At 54.6% G+C, this 23,778-nt stretch carries 16 protein-coding genes; 8 read left to right on the forward strand and 8 right to left on the reverse strand.

Translation table 11 applies throughout. The annotated features are described in order from the left end of the window. The first annotated feature begins 51 nt into the window (after positions 1-51). The 3 genes from RB_RS13830 to RB_RS13840 are packed head-to-tail and all read left to right on the forward strand — an operon-like array spanning position 52 to position 3,259. Positions 52-648 carry a peroxiredoxin-like family protein gene (locus RB_RS13830; protein WP_011121085.1) on the forward strand — a complete coding sequence of 199 codons (597 nt, stop codon included), beginning with the start codon at positions 52-54 and terminating at the stop codon, positions 646-648. Further along, positions 645-1,721: an oxidoreductase family protein gene (locus tag RB_RS13835; protein WP_011121086.1), complete on the forward strand. Its 1,077-nt coding sequence runs from the start codon at positions 645-647 to the stop codon at positions 1,719-1,721. The genes RB_RS13830 and RB_RS13835 overlap by 4 nt, the downstream gene beginning before the upstream one ends. A 47-nt stretch (positions 1,722-1,768) precedes the next feature. After that, on the forward strand, positions 1,769-3,259 hold the full coding sequence (locus RB_RS13840) for a sulfatase (protein ID WP_011121087.1): 1,491 nt from the start codon (positions 1,769-1,771) through the stop codon (positions 3,257-3,259). A gap of 205 nt (positions 3,260-3,464) precedes the next feature. Here RB_RS13840 and RB_RS13850 read toward each other — a convergent pair whose 3' ends face one another. From RB_RS13850 to RB_RS13865, 4 genes are read right to left on the reverse strand one after another with little or no spacing between them, the layout of a single operon-like run. After that, on the reverse strand, positions 3,465-5,480 hold the full coding sequence (locus RB_RS13850; protein WP_007327900.1) for an ATP-dependent helicase: 2,016 nt from the start codon (positions 5,478-5,480) through the stop codon (positions 3,465-3,467). A gap of 25 nt (positions 5,481-5,505) precedes the next feature. Continuing rightward, complete coding sequence (gene rpmA / locus RB_RS13855) at positions 5,506-5,751, reverse strand: 50S ribosomal protein L27 (RefSeq protein WP_007327901.1); 246 nt, start codon at positions 5,749-5,751, stop codon at positions 5,506-5,508. A gap of 58 nt (positions 5,752-5,809) precedes the next feature. Beyond that, entirely contained in the window at positions 5,810-6,880 is a 1,071-nt protein-coding gene (locus RB_RS13860) for a hypothetical protein (protein ID WP_011121089.1), read from the reverse strand. A 12-nt stretch (positions 6,881-6,892) separates the two neighbouring features. Then, positions 6,893-8,506, reverse strand: coding sequence for a hypothetical protein (locus RB_RS13865; protein WP_011121090.1), 1,614 nt, complete (start codon positions 8,504-8,506; stop codon positions 6,893-6,895). 763 nt (positions 8,507-9,269) lie between these two features. Here RB_RS13865 and RB_RS13875 point away from each other — a divergent pair. Continuing rightward, entirely contained in the window at positions 9,270-10,943 is a 1,674-nt protein-coding gene (locus tag RB_RS13875; protein ID WP_011121094.1) for a sigma-70 family RNA polymerase sigma factor, read from the forward strand. An 83-nt stretch (positions 10,944-11,026) separates the two neighbouring features. After that, positions 11,027-12,460, forward strand: coding sequence for a sulfatase-like hydrolase/transferase (locus RB_RS13880; protein WP_011121095.1), 1,434 nt, complete (start codon positions 11,027-11,029; stop codon positions 12,458-12,460). A 1,373-nt stretch (positions 12,461-13,833) separates the two neighbouring features. Here RB_RS13880 and RB_RS13890 read toward each other — a convergent pair. The 4 genes from RB_RS13890 to RB_RS13905 form a co-directional block, all read right to left on the reverse strand. Next, positions 13,834-14,238: a hypothetical protein gene (locus RB_RS13890; RefSeq protein WP_231845635.1), complete on the reverse strand. Its 405-nt coding sequence runs from the start codon at positions 14,236-14,238 to the stop codon at positions 13,834-13,836. Between the two features lie 612 nt (positions 14,239-14,850). Continuing rightward, positions 14,851-15,903 (reverse strand): DMT family transporter, encoded by a 1,053-nt coding sequence (locus tag RB_RS13895; protein WP_011121106.1) that lies wholly within the window; start codon positions 15,901-15,903, stop codon positions 14,851-14,853. A gap of 12 nt (positions 15,904-15,915) precedes the next feature. Beyond that, positions 15,916-17,223 (reverse strand): DUF1501 domain-containing protein, encoded by a 1,308-nt coding sequence (locus tag RB_RS13900; RefSeq protein ID WP_007327912.1) that lies wholly within the window; start codon positions 17,221-17,223, stop codon positions 15,916-15,918. Between the two features lie 86 nt (positions 17,224-17,309). Then, entirely contained in the window at positions 17,310-19,307 is a 1,998-nt protein-coding gene (locus tag RB_RS13905; RefSeq protein ID WP_164922009.1) for a DUF1549 and DUF1553 domain-containing protein, read from the reverse strand. A 238-nt stretch (positions 19,308-19,545) separates the two neighbouring features. Between RB_RS13905 and RB_RS13910 the strand changes: the two genes are divergently transcribed. Genes RB_RS13910 through RB_RS13920 form a run of 3 tightly spaced genes read left to right on the forward strand, consistent with a single transcriptional unit; the run spans position 19,546 to position 23,704 of the window. Beyond that, the gene (locus RB_RS13910; RefSeq protein ID WP_231845637.1) at positions 19,546-20,610 is read left to right on the forward strand and encodes a DUF6807 domain-containing protein; all 1,065 of its coding nucleotides are present in this window, start codon (positions 19,546-19,548) and stop codon (positions 20,608-20,610) included. Beyond that, the gene (locus tag RB_RS13915) at positions 20,607-21,467 is read left to right on the forward strand and encodes an SDR family NAD(P)-dependent oxidoreductase (RefSeq protein WP_007336382.1); all 861 of its coding nucleotides are present in this window, start codon (positions 20,607-20,609) and stop codon (positions 21,465-21,467) included. The genes RB_RS13910 and RB_RS13915 overlap by 4 nt, the downstream gene beginning before the upstream one ends. 38 nt (positions 21,468-21,505) lie before the next feature. Then, a complete protein-coding gene (locus RB_RS13920) occupies positions 21,506-23,704 on the forward strand; it encodes a 9-O-acetylesterase (protein WP_011121109.1) in 2,199 nt (732 codons plus the stop codon). Positions 23,705-23,778 lie beyond the last annotated feature (74 nt).

Raw genomic sequence — 23,778 nt, forward strand, 5'->3', positions numbered from 1 at the left:
TCAGGTGTGCATAAGTGCGTTGATCTTTCTGCCCCAAAATGAGACGACACGATGACTTCCAAGACCAATCTGCTGGCGATAACGCTGGCTGTGGCTGCGATAAGCAGCGATTTCTGTAGTGGTACCGCAACCGCCGTCGAATCGACACTCAAAATTGTTCGATCCGAACCCGAGGTGGGCCGCATGGCCAAAGACTTTGAATTGGAGGTGGCTGCGGGACAGCGTTCCGGCACAGTCCGCCTGAGCGAAATCACCGGCGAAGGCCCCGTGGTCATCGCAATCCTCCGAGGCTTTCCCGGTAGCCAGTGCCCCGCATGCGCTGGCCAAGTCGCTGACCTAGTCCGCCACGCTCACTACTTCCAGGCACGCAACGCGGAGGTCCTGTTGGTCTACCCCGGTCCTGCGTCGGAACTCAAAGCGAAGTCCAAGGACTTCCTCGAGGACACCAAACTCCCCGCCCCATTCACAATGCTGCTGGATCCAGATTACCAACTCGTGAGCGACTACGGACTTCGCTGGGATGCGCCTCATGAAACCGCCTACCCAACCACCATTGTGATCGGCAAAGATGGCAAGATTGACTTTGTGAACATCAGCCGAACTCACCGAGGTCGCACAACAGCGACCACCATTCTGGATCAACTTTGACACTGACGCCCGAATCGGCCGATTGGCTGCAAGACATCTCCGGAGCCACTTCGATTGAAGAGGTCCACCATGTCCAAACACTCTGGAGTGGTTACGGACAGATCCTACGAGTCCGACTGAACCAACCTCATTGGCCGAATCTGGCGTCGTCGACTGACGCGATGAAGTTCACCAGCGTCATTGTGAAACAAATCTCGCCGCCCGCTTTGGAAGAGCAGGGTGGCGGTCACCCTCGCGGATGGAACACATCCCAATCTCATCATCGCAAACTTCGATCTTACGAAGTGGAATCGGCTTTCTATTCTCATCACGCCCACCGATGTGATGGTTCCTGCCGAGTCGCGAAGTGCCTCGGCCAAGCCGACTTTCCGTCGGGACAGATCATGGTCCTGGAAGACCTCGATCAGGCGGGATATCCGGTCCGGCACCAAGGTCTCGATGCAACTGGCGTCGACCAAGGACTTCGATGGCTCGCGAATTTTCACGCGAGCTTCTTGCACACGGTCGAACAAGCCGATCAATGGAAAGACCTTTGGCCCATTGGCACTTACTGGCACCTGTCGACTCGCCCCGATGAATTCGATGCGATGCCGGCGGGAGAACTCAAAGATGCCGCGAATAAATTGGACAACCGATTGAATCAGAGCGAGTTCCAAACGCTGGTTCATGGCGATGCAAAAGTCACGAACATGTGTTTCGCGACCAAACCAAACCAGCCGCCCGCCATGGTGGATTTTCAATACGTCGGCCGAGGTTGCGGCATGAAAGACGTCGCCTATTTCCTGAGCAGCTGCGTCAGCGAGTCGGAATGCCAACGCAATGAGTCTCGTTATCTCGCGACCTACTTCGAAGCACTGCGCGACGCAATGTCAACTCGCGGCATCGAGCAAGCCGAATTCACGTCATTGGAAATTTCATGGCGTAAACTGTACCCGGTCGCTTGGGCTGACTTTGTTCGCTTCTTAGAAGGCTGGTGTCCCGGACACGCGAAACTGACGGGATACTCTCGCCGGATGGTCGAATTGGCCTTGGATTCACTTGACGATCAGCACGGTCACTCCCATAGCGACTAAAATCCACGACGCCCGCCTCTTGCCAGACACAACCGGAACTCTGTGACATGTTGATCCGCTCATTCCTTTCCATGGCACTGCTGCCGCTCTTGGCAGTCGCAACATCTTCGCTTGCGAGTGGAGATGAAAAGTCGCCGCCAAACGTGGTCTTCTTCTTGGTCGACGACCTTGGCTACATGGACATTGGTGCGAAAAACCCGGATACGTTTTATGAGACTCCCAACATCGACCGATTGTCGAAATCGGGCATGCGATTCACAGACGGCTATGCCGCCAACCCGGTCTGCAGCCCCACCCGATACAGCATCCTCACGGGCAAGTATCCGACACGCGTCGACGCGACTAATTTCTTCACCGGCACCCGCCCAGGCAAATTCCGCCCCGCACCGCTGAACAACCGGATGCCACTGGAAGAAACAACGCTGGCTGAATCGCTCAAGTCATCCGGCTACGCCACCTTCTTCGCCGGCAAATGGCACCTCGGACCATCAGAAGAGTATTGGCCCGAACATCAAGGCTTTGACGTTAACCAAGGTGGTCACAACGCGGGCGGACCCTACAGCGGCAAAAGGTACTTCTCACCATTTGAGAACCCACGACTCGAAGACAACACGGTGGGCGAACACCTTCCCGATCGATTGGCCAAAGAAGCATCGAAGTTCATCGAACGACACAAAGACGAACCATTCCTCACCTACCTTTCGTTCTACAGCGTTCACACGCCACTGATGGCACCGCCTGAATTGGTAAAAAAATACAAAGCCAAAGCAGAGCGACTCGGTCTCACCGACAAAGAGGCATTCGGCAAAGAGGAAAAACTCTGGGGAAAAGCAGAGTGGGAAGGACGTCCGGTGCGTCACCTGCAAAGCCATGCAACCTATGCGGCGATGGTCGAAGCCATGGACCAGGCGGTGGGGCGTGTTCTCAAGCAAATCGATGACCTTGGACTCGCCGAAGAAACCATCGTGATCCTGACCTCAGACAACGGTGGGCTGAGCACATCTGAAGGCTGGCCAACATCAAACTTACCGCTGCGAGGTGGCAAGGGTTGGGTCTACGAAGGTGGAATCCGCGAGGCGTTCATGATCCGCGCTCCGGGTGTCACTCAACCTGGCACAACGTGCAAAGAACCAGTTTGCAGCATCGATTTCTATCCGACCATTTTGGATCTTTGTGGCCAATCGCCACCAGCGGAAAAGATCGTTGACGGCGCATCGCTGAAACCATTGCTCCGCGGCGAACAAGCAATCGATCGCGAATCACTTTACTGGCACTATCCTCACTACAGCAACCAAGGCGGCTTTCCCGGCGGTGCCATTCGCGAAGGCGACTGGAAGCTGATTGAACGCTACGAAGACGGCCGAGTGCATCTTTACAACTTGCAAGAAGACATTGGCGAACTCAACGATGTCGCCGATCAAAATGCCGAGCGAGTGGCGGCGATGAGAGACCGACTGCATCGTTGGTACAAAGACGTCGACGCGAAATTCCTGCAACCCAAAGACGGCGAAGAACCTTGGCATCCCTTCCGTGATTGATCGCCTTCGCCAAAGAGATCACGCGTTTATTGATATCGCTTGCTAGCGTTTCCTCGCATCTCGCACCTCTCCCGAATCGAAATTTGGGGAGAGCAACAGCGATATACGAGGTCGAGCGACGCCGGTTAGGCGTACGCGAGGGTAAGGGCCGAACGAACTTCTGAAGAACAAGCGATCGCTGACGAAACGTCCTGTACGCCACGCCTTAAGAACGTGATGCGCCCTGCTTCCGCTTGCGATACTTGTTCGGATTATCGGCCTGTCCGGTGATCTCGTACAGGAACATGCTCGGCTTGGTTGGGCGAGGCTTGCCCCATTTGCGACGCGTCAACGCCAGCGACATCGTCAATTGGTCCTGAGCACGGGTGATGCCGACGTAACACAAACGCCGCTCTTCGGCGATGTCTTCGTCCATCCCACCTTTCAACGTTCGACTGTGCGGCAAGATGCCATCTTCCATCCCGACCATGTAAACGACCGGGAACTCCAATCCTTTGGCTGCGTGCATGGTCAACAACCACACCGCGTTCTTCATCGCCAACTTATCTTTTTCGCTGCCCATTTCTCGACCGGCCAGCGCAATGTCGGACAAGAACCCCGACAGATCCGGCTCTTCATTCTTATCCTCGTATGCGGCGACCGCGTTGGCAACTTCGCCAATCGATGCCATTCGCGATTCGCGCTCATCAGGCTGGTCATACAGCCGAGCGATCTCATCCGCGTAGGCGGTCCGCTGCAACAGCGTTTCCAAACCTTCTCGCATCGTTTCGTTTGCCAACCGTTGCTGCACATCGCCCAGCAATTGCTTCAGCTGATCAATTCCCCGAAGAGCGGCAGGGGTCAGGTCCGCGACGGATTCGGGATCGTTCATGACCTGCCAAACGGGGATCCCCTTCGACACGGCGCGATCAACAAGCATCCGCACGGACTTGTTACTCAGTCCTCGAGCGGGCGTGTTGATCACACGAAGCAACGAGATCTCATCGTCGGGCTGATTGATCCACTTCAAATACGCGACAATGTCACGGACTTCACGCCGGTCAAAAAATGACTGGCTACCCAACATCACATACGGCACATCATGCTTTCGCAATTCCGTCTCGAACAAACGAGGCTGTTCGTTGGTGCGAAATAGGATGGCGATATCCTTGGGCTGGATGTGTTCGTTTTCTATCAGGTGTTTGATTTCACGAACGACCGTTTCGGCCTCAGCTTGTTCATCTTTGTGCTGCACAATCCGAGGACGCTTGCCTGATGGGCGAAACGGCTTGAGCACTTTGTCGTGACGGACTGTGTTGAAATCAATCAACGTATTGGCCATCTCCAAGATCGCACCGGTGCTGCGATAGTTGTCTTCCAACCAAACCACTTCCGCATCCGGCCAATCCTTGCTGAAGCTGAGAATGTGCGACACGTCCGCACCACGCCATGCATAGATCGACTGGTCATCGTCGCCGACGACACAAAGGTTCCGATGCACCTCCGTCAGGTGTTTGGTGATCCGGTACTGGCTGCCGTTGGTGTCTTGATATTCGTCAACCAACACATGGTCGTACTTGCCCGCTTCGCGGTCGCGAATGTCCGTGTGCTCAGCGAACAACGTCTCGGTGTGCAGCAGCAAGTCATCAAAATCCATCGCCCCGCGAGCACGCAATCCATTTTGATATCGGCGGTAACCCGACGCGGCAAAATGCTCTTTGTCGGTGCTGGCGATGCTCATCGCTTGTTCTGGAAACACCGAAGCGCTCTTCCAACCGCTGATGATTGAAAGCATGTCACCGGGTTTCAATGCCGTGTTCGGCAAACGAAGCTCACGCAGAATCGCACGCGCCAGCGACTCTTGGTCACTGCGGTCGTAAATTGCGAAGGTCGCGGGAAAACCAATCGCGGGCGCATGCTCGCGGAGGATCCTCACGCACTGAGCGTGAAACGTGCTGATCGTGGGCTTTGGCGGGGCCTTTTGGCCACGTTTCCGCTTTTGATTTTTGTAGCCCAGCAGTTCGCCGACGCGATCCTGCATTTCACCAGCCGCTTTGTTGGTGAACGTCACCGCCAAAATACGATCAGGCTTCACGCCGTGCTTGATCAGGTTCGCAATGCGAAACGTCACGACGCGGGTTTTTCCCGTGCCAGCACCGGCGAGCACCAGAAGCGGGCCAGACAATGTCTGCACCGCTTTGGCTTGTGGCGGATTCAGACCCGCAACATCAAACGTGCTCAAGGAAGAAGAATCAGCCGGTTTTTATTCAGGCAACGTCAATGTTGACGCGACGACCTTCGCGGTCAAAACGGACTTTGCCGTCGACCAATGCGAACAAGGTGTAGTCGTTGCCCATTCCAACACCAGCACCGGGATGGAACTTCGTTCCAACCTGACGGACCAAGATGTTGCCGGCGATTACAGCTTCACCGCCGAATTTCTTGACACCACGACGTTGCGCGTTGCTGTCACGACCGTTGCGGCTGCTGCCCTGACCCTTTTTGTGTGCCATCGAAGTTCTGCGTTTTGATCAGTGAAAAATGGTTGTAGATTTTTGAGAGGTCGAGAGATTAGCGGAACGTCCACGTGTAATCAAGTCGTTGTTCCAGCCCATATTGATCCAGCATGTACTTTTGCTCTTCCGGATCCGAATACGCGGGTACGCCAAAGCGAACACGGTCTTCCGTTTGGTTCATTCTGTCGCCGGGGCGGTAGAAGTTCAACGTCAATGCTTTGCGGCGATAGGGTGCGTCTTCGCCTTCCCCGTCCTGTTCGAATGCATTCGTCAAACCGAACACGTCGATTGAGAAGAAATCCAAACCAGGTTCCACATCCACCCAAGTCGCCACCCCCCAAACGCCAGGTGCGCTCTCATCAGAGGTCCGTGGAATCTTGACCGTGCTGATGTCGACCGAATTGTGCAACGGAGCGGTGATTTGCTCGCGAATTGCGATTCGATCACGGGCGACCGGCAAAATTTGATCGACATAACTGCGATCGCTTTCGTGATCCCTCAGCACCAACATCGGGAAGAATCGGCGAGAGCTGTAGCTGACCGATTCGATTCGTTGGTAGATCGGATTGTCCGGGTCATCGACGGCGGGACGCAAATCGCCGCCACGGTAACGAACGCGATAGACCATGTAATGCACCAGTTTGCGTTGCATTCGGCCGTCTGGACGAGGCACATCGAGGTACATTTGGCGGAGTGGTTTGAACGAAAATTCGAAACAAAAGATTTCGCGACGCAAAATCACTTGTTTCGCCATTTCTTCCAGCGTTCGAGAACGCGGCTCGAAATGAGGCTCGCCATTGGGATGATTGTCGCTCTGCCAAGCGATCTCCGGATGGCTGTTGATGATCGATTTCAGGGTCAACGGACCGTCGAAGGTTTCCTTCGGATCCGGAGCCGGCGGAATCGCCGTCACCACTCCCGGCGCGAACTCCGTTTGCACCTTGGTCGACGGAGCAGCCTCTTGTGCGTGTGCGAAACCACAAATGGTGCTCGCCGAGATGCATATCGCGACAGCAACGACCGATTTTTGGCTCCATCGCGCCATCACGCCGGTCCAGCCCCACCTCGGCGGCAAGCCGGCCGAAGAGGCGTCCAAAGATCGAGTTCGTGTGGCGATGATTGACATGAAAAGCCGTCGTTAACGCTTGGTCGTGGGAAGGTCACTGGCTGAGATTACGTGCTCCGGGCGATTTTTGCTCGGATCCACCAAGTCAGCTGCGTCCAATCTTAATTGCTGGCCGGCCGAGGAAGCTGTTTCCGTGCCGTCCAAGCCGGATTTTTCTGCTGGATCGAGGTCGTTTTCCTCGCCTGCGGTGACCGCTGGCCCAGCCCACTGCAATGATGCCGCCAACTGGACGTCCGAACCGTTCAAATCATTCACGCTCTCGCCTTCCATCGTCAGGGTGGCTTGGACGCGGCGTCCCGAATCGTCGCTGAAGTGCATCATGATCCACTGGATCGGAATCCCCTCCACTTCGCCCGTCGCAGTGATGTGCAAAACTCGCAGCCCGGAATCGGACAGCTGCTCTTCGGATCGCACCAATTGGTCGAGCTGCTTGTCCAAAGTTCGCTGAACGTCTGCTTCAAATGCTTCCAGTGTCAGCTGGTTGCCTTCCGGTAGACGCGGCAAAGCTCGCAAATTGCACTGTGCAATGCTTTGCTCGTTCTCGATCATTCGCAAAATCGCCTGTCCAGCACCATCCTGCATGATTCGCCAACGACGATCCAAGAGCGCTGATACGCCGATCTTTTCACAATCCACAGTCATCAGCATTCGGTCCGACGGTGGCGGCGAATCAAAATCAATCGCGACTGCCGAACTCGGCAAGACCTGGGGTTTTTCAAGCGGTTTACGAATCATTCGAATCGTCGCGGTGACGTCAAAACCAGGTTCAGCCATTCCGATTTCGCGAGTTTCGTGGATGGCAACCGCCGCCCAAGTGACCGTGCGAGAGGAATGCTGGAACGTCAATTTCCCCAGCACTCGCAATTGCGTCGGAACGCCGCTGACCGAACCATCCATCTTTCCCTGAAACTGCAACTTCGCATTGCTGGCATCGTTGGAAACCAAGCTGATTTCGACATCGCTTTTGACCACGCCACTCAGGTTGAACACTGACGCCAAATCATTCGAATCCAAGGCGACCTTTTCACCAATCGACAGCGTTTGAGTTGGCAGAAGTCGGTCGAGAGCAACGCTGGCGATGGGAGTCCGCAGCAGATCCAGCTCGTCGTGATTCAAATAGTCGTCAGAGGCATAAATCGCCTCTGGCAGTGTGTCACGACGAGCCACCACCAGTCCCAAGTTGTCACGCAATTCGGTGGTCTGATCCATCCGGCTCAATCGGCTCACTCCCTGAGCCGAGTGGTAATGCCGTTCGGCCGCGATGATGGGCGATTCCATATCGGCGTTCTTTGGCCGCAGATAACGCTCCTCGTAGTCCAATGCCACTTTGGCCGTGATTGGCAATTGTTGCTTGGTGCTCGGTTTCGCAGTCAGGGCGAGCAATGGATCCTTAGTCAGATTGACATTGCCTTTAACGTCCATTTCCATTCGAACGCGGTAGAGCCCAAGATCCAAACGCGGGCGGAGAATCACATCGTTCGTCGTCGATGAACCTGCCGCAGCGGCTATCTTGCTCGTTCCCAATGTCCCAGCCATGCCGCCGATTGCGACCAACCGTCCCAGGAACGCACGGCGTGATGCGGGCGAAGAATTCGGAGTGACATGTTTAGAAGTCGAATTCGTCATGATCTATTCAGCGGATTGGCGGCAGAGTCGAAAATCGCGCGACCGCATCGCAGCAGCGGTCTCAATCTGTTCAATCGGCTCGACCGGTTCTCGCGGTTGATCCGATCTCGCTCTTCTTGCCGGCTTTCTCATTGTGAGACCGCCAAAGTTTCAAACTGATTGTAAACTTTGCACTTTTTTGGCAGCGACAAGGACACTTGCCGCACGCCCAAAAATTTTGTGCGACCGAAAACCAAGCGTTTTGCGGGACACTTGCAAAGTCAAATGCGATTTTCGACTTTGGGAGCGTCGTTTGGCCTGAAACTTTCACTAGTGACCCTCCGTCCTGATTTGGGCAAGGTAGCCGCGCATTTCGACAGGTTCACTTTCGGTTTGACACTGGGTCAACGAGGGAAACTTGGCGACGTGTCGGAGACGAAAAAACTCGTCTTTTTCGCTATCAACGGTGGTCTCAGCGAACTCTCGATGAGATCACACGCTCTAATCAGTACAGCCCACGAAGTCTGCCGAAATTCAGTGCTCTGTTGCTCGGTTTTCTTCAACTGGCGCGGCACGGAGTCGCGCCGGAAGAGACGGTGGTGAGAAATTGGATGGTTTTTGAGAACCCCCTTTTTGGTGGTTTCAAAGACAAAGTCTCTCCGCTCGATCTAACCGATCGTCTTATGGATAAGGCGACCTCCGGGCAAATTGGATTGACGTGCTGACGACCCGCCGGGGTCGCAAGGACAACGGCACGGGCAATCTGGCATGGGAAACCTAGATTATGCATACGTCTTACCGAAACATTGCTGTCAAAGAACTTCGCGATCAACTGTCTCGCTTTAGCCCTCGAGCCAAGAAGATCGAACAGTCGTTGTTGGCCGAGAAATTGCTGTCGGAAATTCAGCCCGATCGCGATTACTCGATGGACTACGTCACGTTCCGTATCACCAATTACCGCCCCGAATCATCGTTGCGACAAACAATCGCGTCGGCTGATTTGGTTCACGACCTGCGTTTGCTAATCGAAGACCTCTCCGACTCGGCCGACATCGGCGCCAACGAGGCCGGCGAACACGTTCATACCGTGGCCGATCTCAGCCGCAATTTTCACGTTTCAACCAAGACAATCAGCCGCTGGCGCGATGCAGGTTTGGTCAGCCGCAAATTCCTCTTTGGCAAACGCAAACGCGTTGGATTCCTCAACAGCAGCGTCGATCGATTCATCGCAAACAACCGCGACAAAGTCCGCCGTGGCGAACGCTTCAGCCAACTGACCGACAATGAAAAGACCGAGATGGTCGAACGTGCTAGGCAATTGGTCGAAGGCGGCGCCACCTTCGCCGAAGTGATCCAGCAAATCGCGACGATCATGCATCGTTCACCTGAAACGGTTCGCTACACGCTGAAGAATTTCGACGCTAAAAATCGCCAACTGGCAATCTTCCCTCATCACCGGGAAACGCTCAGCGACGAAGACAAGCGAGTCATTCACCAATTGCAATTGCACGGTGCGACCATCCCGCAACTGTGCAAACGATTCAAACGAACTCGAACCAGCATCCAGCGGATTTTGAACGAAGTTCGAATGCAGCATTTGCTCGAGATGCCTCTCGAGTACATCTACAACGAAGACTTCGAAGACGCCTCTCGCGAAAACGAGTACTTGGCTGAGATGCCCGTTTCCGAGACGGCTCGCAAAGTACGCGCACCTTCGGAATTGCCAAGCTACTTGGCTGCGTTGTACGACGTGCCTTTGCTAACGCGGGAACAAGAGGGTCACCTCTTCCGCAAAATGAACTACTTGAAACACCGTGCAAACAAACTGCGTCAGTCGTTGACAGACGCCGACCGCATGGACACCGCAGTGATGGACCAAATCCAATCACTGTACGAAGAAGCGGTCAAAGTGAAGAACAAGATCGTACAGGCAAACTTGCGTTTGGTTGTTTCCATCGCGAAACGCCACGTTGCATCGGCGGAGGATTTCTTCTCGCTGATCAGCGACGGCAACATGTCCTTGATCCGTGCGGTCGAGAAATTTGATTACTCGCGTGGCAATAAGTTCAGTACCTATGCCTCTTGGGCGATCATGAAAAACTTCGCTCGGACCATTCCGAACGAGTTCAAACATCGCGATCGTTTCCGAGCGACGCCGGACGAGATGTTCGTCGCACATCAAGACGAACGTTTGGACCCGTATTTGGAAGAGACGGTTCAATTGCAACGTCAACGTGAGTTGGCTCGCATCTTGGATCGACTGGATGAACGCGAACAAAAGATCATCACAGCTCGCTTTGGTCTACAACGCGGCGTGGAACCGTTGACCTTGAAAGAGGTCGGCGAAGAAATGGGCGTGACCAAGGAACGCGTTCGTCAGTTGGAAGCTCGTGCACTGAGCAAACTTCGCGATGCAGCACGAGATGCCAAGATCGATGTCGAACTGGGTGCCAGCTGAACTCGATTGACTTCACCCAAAGCAGTTCATTGAGCTAGACTGGGAGGCTTCTTTCCCCCACCTCCCACCTAGCTTTTTCGCTCATGCATCGCTTTACGATTGCGGTGTGCCTTGCCCTAGGCACATTCTTCCTGAACCTCTCCGCATCCCAATCCTTCGCGGACGAACGCCCCAATATCATCTTCATCTTCGCAGATGATCTTTGCTTTGATTCCATCGCGGAACTTGGCAACAAGGAGGTTGAAACCCCCAACCTCGATCGGCTCGCTCGCGAAGGCACGTCGTTCAATCACGCCTACAACATGGGCTCGTGGAGCGGTGCCGTTTGTCTGGCCAGCCGGACGATGCTGAACTCGGGACGCTTTGTTTGGCAGGCGCAGGAAATTTACAACCAATCAGAAAGGGAACGCCAGGAAGGCCGCTGGTGGGGCGAGATAATGAAGGCCGCCGGCTACCGCACCTACATGACCGGCAAGTGGCATTGCCGGGCCAGCGCTGAAAATTCATTCGACGTGGTTCGAGACACCCGCCCCGGTATGCCCAAAGATTTCCCTGAGGGCTACAACCGGCCCATCGAGGGACAACCTGATCCGTGGTCGCCTTCCGATCCCAAATGGGGCGGTTTTTGGGAAGGCGGCACGCACTGGAGCGAGGTCATCGCCAATCACTCCGATGACTTCTTCGCCGACGCGGCCAAGCACGATCAACCCACGTTCATGTACTTGGCCTTCAACGCCACCCACGATCCTCGCCAAGCCCCACAGGAATACCTCGACAAGTACCCTACGGAAAACATCCTGGTACCTGCGAACTACCAACCTCTGCATCCTTGTGCGGAAGAGATTGGATGTGGACGCAACCTTCGTGATGAGCGTCTAGCACCGTTTCCACGAACCGAGTACGCCGTTCGGGTTCACCGTCGCGAATACTACGCGTTGCTAACTCACATGGACGCAATGATCGGCCGCATTCTTGATTCGGTTGAGGCGTCCGGCAAAGCCGACAACACGTGGATCTTCTTCACCGCCGACCACGGCCTCGCCGTTGGCCAACATGGTCTTCTTGGAAAGCAAAACCCCTATGACCACAGTGTCCGAGTGCCGTTCCTTGTCAAAGGCCCCGGAGTCAAAGCGGGCGGTCGAGTTGAAGAACCGATCTACCTGCAAGACGTGATGCCAACGACGTTAGAACTGGCAAAGGTTGAGAAACCCGAACATGTCGATTTCCACAGCGTGCTTCCCTTGATGGACGGAGGCGTCACTCCATACCCAGCAATCTACGGCGCCTACCTCAACCTACAACGCAGCATTCGCACCCCCGAGCACAAACTCATCGTGTTCCCCAAAGCCAAAACGGTGGAACTGTTTGACATGCGGAACGATCCCGGCGAGCAAACCAACCTGGCCACGAACCCCGCCATGCAACCGATCGTCAAACACCTCTTCGAGCAACTTCAAGGCTTGCAAGAAGACCTAGGCGACACTCTCGAACTCACCGATGACCTGATCGGATCGTAAAAAGGTGTCAGGTACCTTTTTGGAAAACTAGGCAAAATGCCACGTCGAAATCCCGTCCAACCATTGGCTGAGACCGACATAAATTGTCGTCGGTACCCAACGTATACATGTCGAAGTATTCGGCCAGGGTTGCCACGCCTGGAATGGCGTCGTCTATCTCAATTTGCGTTGCAGAGCCGAGGGCCTCGTTGCATGCCCCTGGTTGGGCATCGAAAATCCAGTTGAATCACTGAATCGGTGGGGCATCTGAGTTTTCTTTTTGCCAGTTTCGCTATACGTGATAGGCGTCGCGTCCTTCGTCGCTGCCAATTGATGCTGCTTCGTCAACACAGTCCTAGAACAACGGCTTGAGCATTAGCAGGCTGTAGATTTAGTCGCATACCGAATGACAATCATTAGCCGTTGGGCGTTAGCCCCGGTTGGCGTCGAATCAACCGCCGCTAACGCAGGTCGGCAGGAATGATCGGGTAGAACCTCACGTAGGCGAGTCTCTCTGAGACTCGCAAATGACAGCGTCTCGGAGAGACGCCGCTACGTGATCAGGCCCAATGACTCTCGCTCACGTGCTTAACGCGGTGCGGCTCAATAAATCAACAGCCTGTTAGTTCACGCGTACGGGCGTGAGCAATTTCCAGTTCATTGAAAGGATCAGGTCAGTCATAGCGGTCGGCCTAATGGCACGGCTGTGCAGATCACCAGAGACCGCCCACAACCTGCAAGCTTACCATGTCGCCTACCACCAGTTCTTCATTGTCTCGATTGCAAGCATTGGTCCGCCGCTACACGGAGTAGAATCATCACCGAATCTCGATTTTGGCGGAAGGGTTTTCGGCTTTATTCAAGGCAAAGAATTCAACTGCATACTCTTCTGACGCGAACTCATAATCAGTGGATGCGCTTCCGGATGTCACATCGAACGATCTCGGGACAAAGAGCTCAAAAGCGATGTAGGGCACCAAAGCAATCAACGCCAATCCTCCAACGGCAAACTTGCGTGTCAGCCGATTCCATTCGTCGAAATGCGGCATTGCGGCGAAAACCGCAACCCCAACAACGAGCCAACACACAACAGTCCGCCCCCAACGTTGAAAATAGAATCGGGGTTTGCAGGCACTGCACAATGGGAACTCAACTCGCGACCATCCAAAGAGATAAAGAATTGGCATCAAAAATACCGCGAGCGGGTTTTGTGCATTCGTGTTGATCTTTGCTGTCGATGTAGGCAGGCAATGACAAACCACACAGCGATCTGGAAAGACCGGCATAATTCGCTTCGGAAGTCTTACGTCAGTTGATAAAGCCATCATCAATCCAATTTTGCGGACGGTACCGTTCTGCAGGCTGCCGGGAACGCCCCAGCCATTGCCAAACGATCACCACTGCCGCCCCGTTGCAACCAATGCCTCACCATGCTTCTCGACGCCAATAACCGCACGTGTAAAGGCAACCAATTCAGATGCATCGGAAAAATCGAGTGCGGTCTGGATGTGAACAACGCGACCGTTCGCTATCCAAACGAGTTCACCCCAACCTCCGAGTTGGCCAACATACCGACCCTCGTCGCGTATTGGCCAGCCAGGAAGGCTACTTAAAGGGCGATAGTCGTCGCAAACTTCACCAAAGTTGATGAAATGAAATCCAATCGATGAGTTTTCATGGTCAGACTGCCAAGCCAAAGTAAATTCTGCGAAACGATCAATCTGCGGACGCATGGGTGCCCATGGGACATAAACAAAGACGACGGCGTTCGGTGATTGTGCAGCGTTCTGAACAGCCATTTCAACTTCGCTTTCAGACATCCTATGAGTCGCTTCGAAGAATTGCCGTAACACTTCGACACTCGTGCGATCATTTCTTGGCATGCAGCCGCAAGCCATCAAGCAGCAAAGAACGGTGAGAAGTGATAACGGCTTCATTCTTCATTCGATGAAATGCGGATGGCGGCAACAGTCTGAATGATTGCAAAAACCGCGACCATTGCCGCACCGAATCATCACGTTGATACTCGTCGTGGTCCTGGATGATCAGCACGTGTCGAATACGAACTGGAAGCAGTGGATAGGCGACCCAATATAGCATCGAAAGTACTGCAGGTATTAGCGACAACCAACACGGGCTTTCAAGCGGGTTTGGAGTTGAGAACCCTCAATTGCATAAACCACGACTGGCGACCACCTTGTTTGTCTCAGGTTCCATCGAGCCCCCCCAGCCAAGTAATCGTCATGTCCAGGCACGATTGAGACTTGGTGACGAATCCGAGTTGCATATTCGGCCAGAAACGCTTCGGGCGATCGGTGTTTGCACGTGGAGTTGCCAGATTTTCGGTGGCGGACGGGCACACGCTCATTGACGGTTTCTCGACCGTCCTGTTTACGAAACGGATTGCGTATTCATTCCGCCTTCTTTGCTGGCCAAAGCGCCAGCAAGTTGGCGAAGATCAGGATGGTTCCGCCGAGTATGAGTTCAAAGGTCAACGTTTCACTTGCGTACTGCACGGAACACCAAACACTGAGCAATCCAGGAATGAACATGGCCCAGGTGGACGCCATCAGTGGTTCCAGGGTGTAGAGCACCGATGCTTGCGTTGGTGACACGCTGGGTTGAAACCGATTCATCAGCGAGAACGCAACCAAAGACGGGAAGATCGAAAGCAACACGATTAGCACATAAAACCTGGGTTGGATCGTCAATGCGTACCAACCAGAGCTTGCTGCATCACTTGCCGTAATCTCTGGGATGCTGGGCTGAATCAGCGCAAAGAACAGCAGCGCTGACACGGCGGTTGTTCCAAACATGGAAGGTGTGAACGCAAGCGAATCCAACCGCTTGCCAAACCAGTCGACAGCAACGATCTGGCCGCTGAAGAACAGCACAGCCAGCAGGGTGAGCGTGTCACCGGTTTTCCATTGCCCGAGTCCATCGCGTGCAAAACTCAAGCCGCCGTCGTTCCACTGCAGCAATCCAGTCAGGATCGCCACACCAACCAGGGAAACTCCTGCGGCGATCAGAACAATTGGTCGTGGTCGTTGTTTTTCAAAGAGCGTCGCAAGAATGGGTGTCCAAACCACAGCGAGGCTGGTCAGGAACCCACTGCGAGACGCGGGAATGGTCGACAGTCCGGAAACCTGCAACACCATGCCGACGACGAACAAACACCCGATTGCGATTCCGGCCAGGAAGTGTGACCAGCGGACTCGCCTCATCACGCCCTGGCAACAGATCGCAAACATTGCGAATGCCAACGTGAATCGCAAGCCGATCATCCACGCGGATGCCGCGGCCCGGAAAGCTCCGGAGGCCGTGTGCTCATCCACGCCGAAGTGTTCGTCAGCGAGAAGGTTCAACGCTTTCATGAATGGGAACGAAGATCCCCACAAAACGTTGACGACGACCAACGCCAGAACAGCACGACGATGCGAGACCAACTGGGCTGATTCTGACAATGGTAGCTAACATCAGGCAAGAAGTTCGGGGATGGGATCGTCGTCGCCCCCGATCTTAAAGGGACGTCCGTTAGGCGCGAAGAACTCCTCATCCAAGGGCAATCCAGCTGCCGCAGCGATCGTCTTGTTGAACGACGAAACGCTGACCGGGTACTCGTCGACATAACCGCCATGCTTGTCCGATGCTCCAAGGACTTGCCCACCCTTGATCCCGGCACCCGCCAACAAGCTGCAGAACACTCCTGGGTGGTGATCACGACCCGCGTTTGCATTCAGCTTCGGCTTGCGGCCGAATTCGGTCGTCAAAACCACAAGCGTTTCATCCAGCAATCCCTTCGAGTGAAGGTCGCGAAGCAAAAAGCCCATGCCGTCATCGACCTGAGTCGCCTTCTCGTCCAGACGCGAATAGAGGTCTTGGTGCATGTCCCATCCGCCGAAATTAACTTCGACAAACCGAGCTCCTGATTCCACCAAACGACGCGCGAGCAAACAGCCTTGGCCAAATGAATTGCGTCCGTAGGCGTCGCGAATCTTTGCGTCTTCTTCGTTCAGATCAAAAACCTTCAAATGCTCGCTACCCATGAGCTTGCGAGTCTCCAGGTAGAGCTGATTGTAGGCTTCGACGTCGTTGTTATCCCGCTGTGATTGGAATGATTTATCGAACCGATTCGCCAAAGCCAAACGTCGATAGAACAGTTTCTCATCCAGATACTTCGGCAACTTGATGTTTTGCAAACCGGAGTTCGCATTCGCAATCGGAACGGGCGAGAGTGCCGGCGGTAAAAAGCCCGCACCTGGATGCCGGTTGCCGCTGCCGATCAGGAAGTTGCCTGGCAATTCCTTGTTTGCGCGACCTTGTCGATCCACCATCCATGCCCCCATGCCAGGATGCTGAATGGAATTGATCTGTTTGTAAGCTGTCCGCATCAGATAGCGGCCCTGTTCGTGAGCCCCGGTTTCTGTCGACAAGGATCGAACGGTCGCAATTGCGCCCGCCAGATACGACAGCTTTGGAAATCGGTCGCCAAACTGAATGCCAGGGACTCGCGTTGAGATCGGCTTGGTTTCCCCCGCCTCTTCCACGCCTTCTTTCGGGTCAAAGGTATCCAAGTGCGACATCGCACCATCCATGAACAGATAGATGATGTGTTTTGCCTTTTTAGCGGATGCCGTCGCCGCGTGCGCTCGGCTCTGAGGTGACAACTCATCCCACCAAGGTCCACCTAGCATGCCACCGGCGAACGACACGCCGAGCGTTTGCTTTGCCAATCGCTTAATGAATCGTCGTCGATCTTCCAGGGTGAATTCAATTCCGGCCATGATTCGATCTCGTGGGGGCTGAACCGCAACGCAGGCGATGAGTGGGATGAGGGGTGAAAAGAAGCATCAATTGGTGCCAGGTCGTGTCACTGGACGAACAGGAATTCTCGAGTATTGAGCAATGCCCAAATGATGTTTCCGTAGCCGACACCGGTCTGGTTCTGACTTGACAATTCGCGAGAAGCGAGAATGCGATCTTCCGTCGATGGCTTGCGAGTTAGAACGCTTAAGAAGATGGCGTCGATCCGATTCTTGACGTTGTTCACTTCCAACACATTGTCAACCAACGCCGATCCGGGCTCCAGCATCACGTGAGTGATTGGTCCGTTGAACATGGCCAAGATCTGCGGCACGGTGGCTTCGTCTTGAGAACCATTGATGACCTCCCGGTCGCCCTGTCCGAACTGACGCAGAAAGTGATCCGCAGGCAATGGTGCTGGCAATTCGCTCGCACGGCACAACACGTTGCGTTGATAGGCGTGTTGATTGAGATTCCGTTTGTAGGTGGATGCAAAATAGGTTTCCTTGAATTTTGCAGATCGTCGCTGGACCTCCTCAAAATCGACTTTGGAGAAATCCAGGTCCATCACGGGTTTCATCTCCTTGGCCGTTGGACGTTGGAACGGCCACGGGTTGTCGACCGCTAGTGTCAAGATTGAGTCCCAAACCTGTTCGGCCGTCATCCGCCGAACGGTGGGTCCGGGGAAGTAGTACAGGTCCCCATCGGTGATGTCATAATCGACTGCTTTGCGTTGATAGGTTTGGCTATACAGCACAATGCGTGTCAGTTCTTTCAGATCAAAACCGCGGCGAACCAACTCTTTACACAAGTAATCCATCGCGGCTTCGTTGACGCATGGGTTCTCATCCCGGAAGTCATCCACGGGATCGACGAAGCCAACTCCCATCAGACGCTTCCAAAGGCGGTTCACAACGGTTTGGCTGAACCGAGGATTTTCGGGGCTGGTTACCCAGGCGGCAAATTGCTCGCGCGGGGTGGATTTGGCAGCGGACGATGGGATCTCTCCCCAAAGCACCTTTGGCTCGACGAAATCCTTTGGCTTGGCGTCGCGATAGGCGTAGTCGTGAGGCAAACGCAAACGTCGAGGTCGCTCACTGACGATGTAAGTGTTCGCTCGCGCGATGCGTTGAAACTCACCGGGCACTCGCCCCTTTTCGTATCGCTTCTTTCCTTCGTTGATGAGATCGTTCGCAGGGTTCGTCTTTTCATAGCCGGGATCGCCTTTCCGCATCCGCGTGCTGGTCCCGGCGGTGAAAGCAGCCAATTGATAGAACTGGTACTGCGACCACTCATCGAATGGGTGATCGTGACACTGTGCGCATCCGATTTGAGTCCCCAGAAAAACTCGTACCGTGTTATCGATGTATGGCAGCGGCATTCCATCGTCACGGAGCTGGAAACCGACGGCTGGGTTGTCCCAGACTTTGCCGTCAGCCGTCAGCATCTCGTACACCCATTTGTCGTACGGTTTGTTCTCGGCGATCGATTCCTTGATATATCCATTGTAAGGATCCGCTACCAAGTTGGGCTGAGGACGATCCACCAAACGCAGCGTGTCTGCCCACCAGTTGTACGTGTGACTGACGTAGTCCGGGCTGGAAAGCAATTGATCGATCAGTTCCTCCCGACGATCACTGGATTTCGAGGAGAGGAACTGTTCCGCTTCTTGCAAAGTTGGAATGCGACCAGCGACGTCCAAATAGATCCGACGCAGAAAGACTTCGTCGCTGGCCAATTCTTCGGCAGCGATTCCTTCGGCCAGCAATTCTCGCTCGATGAAGGTGTCCAGTTCGTTTGCCGCGTAGCGAATCTCATCGCGGCTGGATTGCCGGACGGGAGCGACGTCCATGTCCACCGGCTTCTTCGTGCGAACGCTTTCTGGTAGCCGAATCTTCGTTTGTGTGTTTGGCTTTTTGACGTTTCTCTGGTTCGCTCGTTGGGCGTCCGCATTGGGTCCGCCAACGCAAACGAGGAAAAACACTACCCAGATCAGACACTTCGAACCGCCTCGGTGACACATCGTGTCCACTCCGAAAAAAACAGAAATCAGAAAAGATGGCATCGTGCTTCGTCCCCCTCTATCATAATCCACCGACCTGCGAGCAACCGGCCAATCAGACGCTCAGTTTGCTCGCTGATTTTCGCTCCCCCCCTCCCAATCCCACCTTTGCAACGACCGGTTGCACAGCGATCTCGAAAAGCCTCCGGTGCTATTGGCGTCGCCGGCACTTCGGACAAAGATTGCCGCCACTCATTCAAACGCATTCCCACTGACTATGAACCCAAACGGACCCACCTTGATGAATCCTCTGCGTTTTCGCCGGTTCCTTCGGCCACTGACTCAACATGCCTGCGTCGCCGTCGCAGCGTTGTCGATCGCTCAGGCCGTTTCTGCCGCGCCCCCTTCGGCAGCAACCGCCGATGCCACTGGCACGTGGACAACCAAAACCGTCGCGTCTGATGGTAAGGATTCGAAACAACAGGATGTTGAAATTTATCGGGGTGGAAAATTGATCGCCCGTCACCACTCCAGCCTCCTGGGCACGCCCGGCCTCTATCCGTTGCATTCGCCTTCGGGACAACCGCTGACCCGCGACTACCCAATGCAGGAAAAGGGGAAGTACGAAAAGGACGATCACCATCACCACCGTTCGCTGTGGTTCACACACGGAATCGTCAACGAGTTCGACTTCTGGTTGGACAAACCGACTCCGCACACCGGTTACGTCGTACAAACTTCACTCTCGAAAGAACAAAACAAAAACAGCGTGACGTTGACCACGAAAAACGATTGGAATGACCCCGACGGCAATCGCGTCTTGAGTGACCAACGACGTTGGACGTTTTCCGAATCGCATGGCGATACCGTCATCGACTTGGACATGCGTTTGATGGCAACCGATGGCGACGTCGTCTTTGGAGATACCAAGGAAGGCACGCTGGGAGTCCGAGTGGCGGGCACAATGAAAGTCGATGCGAAACTTGGCGGCACCGGACAGAACGCGGAAGGCTTGAAAGACGGCGCCGCATGGGGAAAGAAGTCTTCCTGGGTTGATTACAGTGGCCCAATTCAACAAGCCGATTCGGACGAGCCATCCGATTGGCCAACCGCGGGCATCACGATGTTCTATCATCCAGACAATTCGCGTCCCGAGTGCTACTGGCACGTTCGCACCTACGGTTTGTTCGCGGCCAACCCATTTGGACGCCATCACTTTGGCCAACCAGAATACGAAGGGGTCAAAATCGCCGAGGGAGAACACTTAGATCTTCACTTCCGCATCGTCTTGCACGACGGCGGCTTTGATCGCGAAAAAACGGAACAGCACTTCGCTGATTACTCAGAAACCAAACCGTCACTTTGAACTCGCCAGATGCATTCCCCGGTGACTCTTCGCCGGAATCTGCCGCAGCGGCGTTTCATCCAAATGGATTTCGTTTGGATGGACGCCGCGTCGTTGTCACGGGCGGCACGCAAGGTGTCGGCGGTGCGATCGCTCGTGGACTAACCAGCGTTGGCGCCGATGTGGTCTTGATTGGTTTGGAACGCGACCCCGCGACCGAAGCGACACTGGTCAGTTGCCGAGAAAACGGCCGAACCGCCGAGTTGATACTCTGCGATTTGTCAAAGCCAGCCGAAACATGGATCGATGATCTGCTAGCCCAGATCGATCGGGTGATGCCGGGTGTCGATACGTTGGTCAACAACGCGGGAACGTTCATCGACGTCCCGTTTTTGGAAATGACTCCCGACCGGTATCAAACCACGATGAACTTGAACGTCGGGGCGGGGTACTTTCTGACGCAAGCCTTTGCGAAACGTTGGGTACAAAATCAAGTCGCTGGTCGCGTTCTGTTCACCGGTTCGATCAATGGCTTCTTGGCCGAACCCGACCACACTGCCTACGACACCTCAAAAGGTGCCGTGGCTTCGATGGTTCGTTCGCTTTGCGTCTCGTTGGCTCCGCATGGCATTCGTGTCAACTCGATGGCCCCAGGTCTGGTTCGCACTCGACTGACCGATGTCGTCAACCACGACGCATCCATTGAATCATGGATGCAACTGCACACCCCCAATGGCCTGATCCCTTCACCAGACGCCTGTGTTGGAGCAGCGATCTTTTTGCTCAGTGACGTTGCCCAGCACGTTCACGGACAAACGCTGCTGGTTGACGGCGGCATGAGTACGTGGCAACAACCCGATCTCCCCGCAGAACGTTGATCTGCTTTCCCTCCCCCTTCCCACCAAAGTTTCTCACCATGGCACAACTCGGTTCGCGTTCCAGAAGTTCGCTGTTTGCGGCCATCGCGTTTTCCTTTTTCGCGAGCGTTTTGCACCCACTTCTTGCTCAGGGTGATGTGAAGTTGCCCGGCTTCTTCACCGATCACATGGTCCTTCAACAAGAAAAGCCGATCCGAGTTTGGGGGTGGGCAGAACCATCGGAGAACATCGAGGTATCCATCGAAGACGATCGAGCCACCGCGACAGCGGACGACCAGGGACACTGGATGGTTGAGCTTCCCGCCCGCTCCGCCAGTGCCGATCCGGTTGCGATGAAAGTAAAGGGCAAAAACGAAGTTCAGCTGACTGACATTTTGGTCGGCGAAGTTTGGTTGTGTTCGGGTCAATCCAACATGGAGTGGCGAGTCCAGTCCAGCGTCAACGCGGCAGAGGAAATCGCCTCCGCCAACTTCCCTCAGATCCGACACATGAAGGTTCCGCGAGTTCCTTCGCCGGTTGCCATGGATGACGTTCCCGCACCTTGGCAAGTCTGCTCACCTGAGACCGTGGGGCAATTCACCGCCGCTGGATACTTCATGGCTCGGCGGCTGCATCAAGAATTGAATGTGCCGATCGGATTGGTCAATTCATCGTGGGGCGGGACTCGTATCGAACCATGGACGCCACCGGTTGGGTTCGAAGGAGTCGAAGAATTGAAAGACATCTCCGAATCGGTCACGCAACGAACTCCCGGGTCAGAACCCTTTAAGTCCGCACTTCGAGGTCACTTGCAATCGACCAAAGCCTGGGTCGCAAAAGCCGAAGCAGCATTGGCTAATAACACGTTCATCGAACCAGCTCCGGCATACCCAAGTTCGCTGACTCCATTCACATCACATGGACAGCCAACCACGCTTTACAACGGCATGATTCATCCGTTGATCCACATGCCTATCCGAGGTGCGATTTGGTACCAAGGCGAAGCCAACCACCGTGAAGGCATGCTCTACACCGCCAAGATGCGAGCATTGATCGAAGGTTGGCGAGCGAAATGGAACCAAGGGCCATTCCCTTTCTACTTCGTACAGATCGCACCTTATCACTACGGCGATGAATCCGGCTCAGTCTTGGCCAAATTCTGGGAAGCACAAACGGCAGCTCTGGCGATTCCAAATACAGGCATGGTCGTCACCAATGACATCGCGACCGTCAATGACATCCACCCGCCGAACAAACAAGACGTGGGCAAGCGTTTGGCCGATTTGGCGCTACATCACGATTACGGAAAAATCGACTTGATCGCTCACAGCCCCGTATTGGACTCCATGCAAACGGAGGGCGGCCAATTGCGGCTTCGGTTCAAACACACCGGAGGCAACCTAAAAACCAGCGATGGTGAGTCGCCCGATTGGTTCGAGATCATTGGTCCTGACTCAGGCGGATTCCAAACAGCGAACGCCAAGATCGAAGGCAATGAAATCGTTTTGTCTTCCCCCAAAGTCCAGCAACCGACCGCGATGCGATTTGGATGGGACAAACTTGCCGAACCCAACCTTCGCGGAGCAACCGGGCTGCCGCTCTCTACATTTCGAGCCGGCGAGGTGCCTGAGTTTGCTCAAACGATCCCCGACGCGGCAGAGTACGAACTGGTCTACGAGTTGGATCTGAGCAAACTGGGATCAGAGATCCAGTACGACGTCGACCGACATGAAGCCATCTCCGATTTCGACCGAGTTGCCTATTTGGTGTCTCTCGAAGACGCCAGCGGCAACGTCAAGTCAGTCTTTGTCAGCATGAAAGCATTCACTGACGACATCGCGAAAATTGGCATTCCGACCGTTGATGCAAATGCAAAGTTTCAACAATCCGTCGAATCAATGAACGTCTACGCCAGCGACAACAGCGTGTCGTCGGGGAATGAAATCAAAAACGGCAGAATCGAGTTTTGGCCAAACAACTACAGCCCTAACAACGCCGCCAAAGTGCCGGGCGCATCCGGGACCGCTTTCGACTTTGGCGATGATCCCGGAATGCCAGTGGACGGTTATGGGTGCATGCAAGTTCACAATGTGGATGCACGCCAAACCGTCTTTGCCATCAACCATTGGAAACAAGGCCCGGGCGCGGACCTAGGAATTGGCAACCACTCTGGCGAGCACAAAGACTGGACCTTTACCAGCAACGCGGCTCAATACGCGAGCAAGAAACTGCAAGTCCTGGTTCGTCCAGTGAAGTGACCGCGGACATCGTCAACGTGAACGTCGCCTTATGATTCCGTTCGCTCGAAGGCAATGACCATCGCATGGAGTTG

Origin of the sequence: Rhodopirellula baltica SH 1, assembly GCF_000196115.1 — a bacterium.
Taxonomy (GTDB): Bacteria; Planctomycetota; Planctomycetia; order Pirellulales; family Pirellulaceae; genus Rhodopirellula; species Rhodopirellula baltica.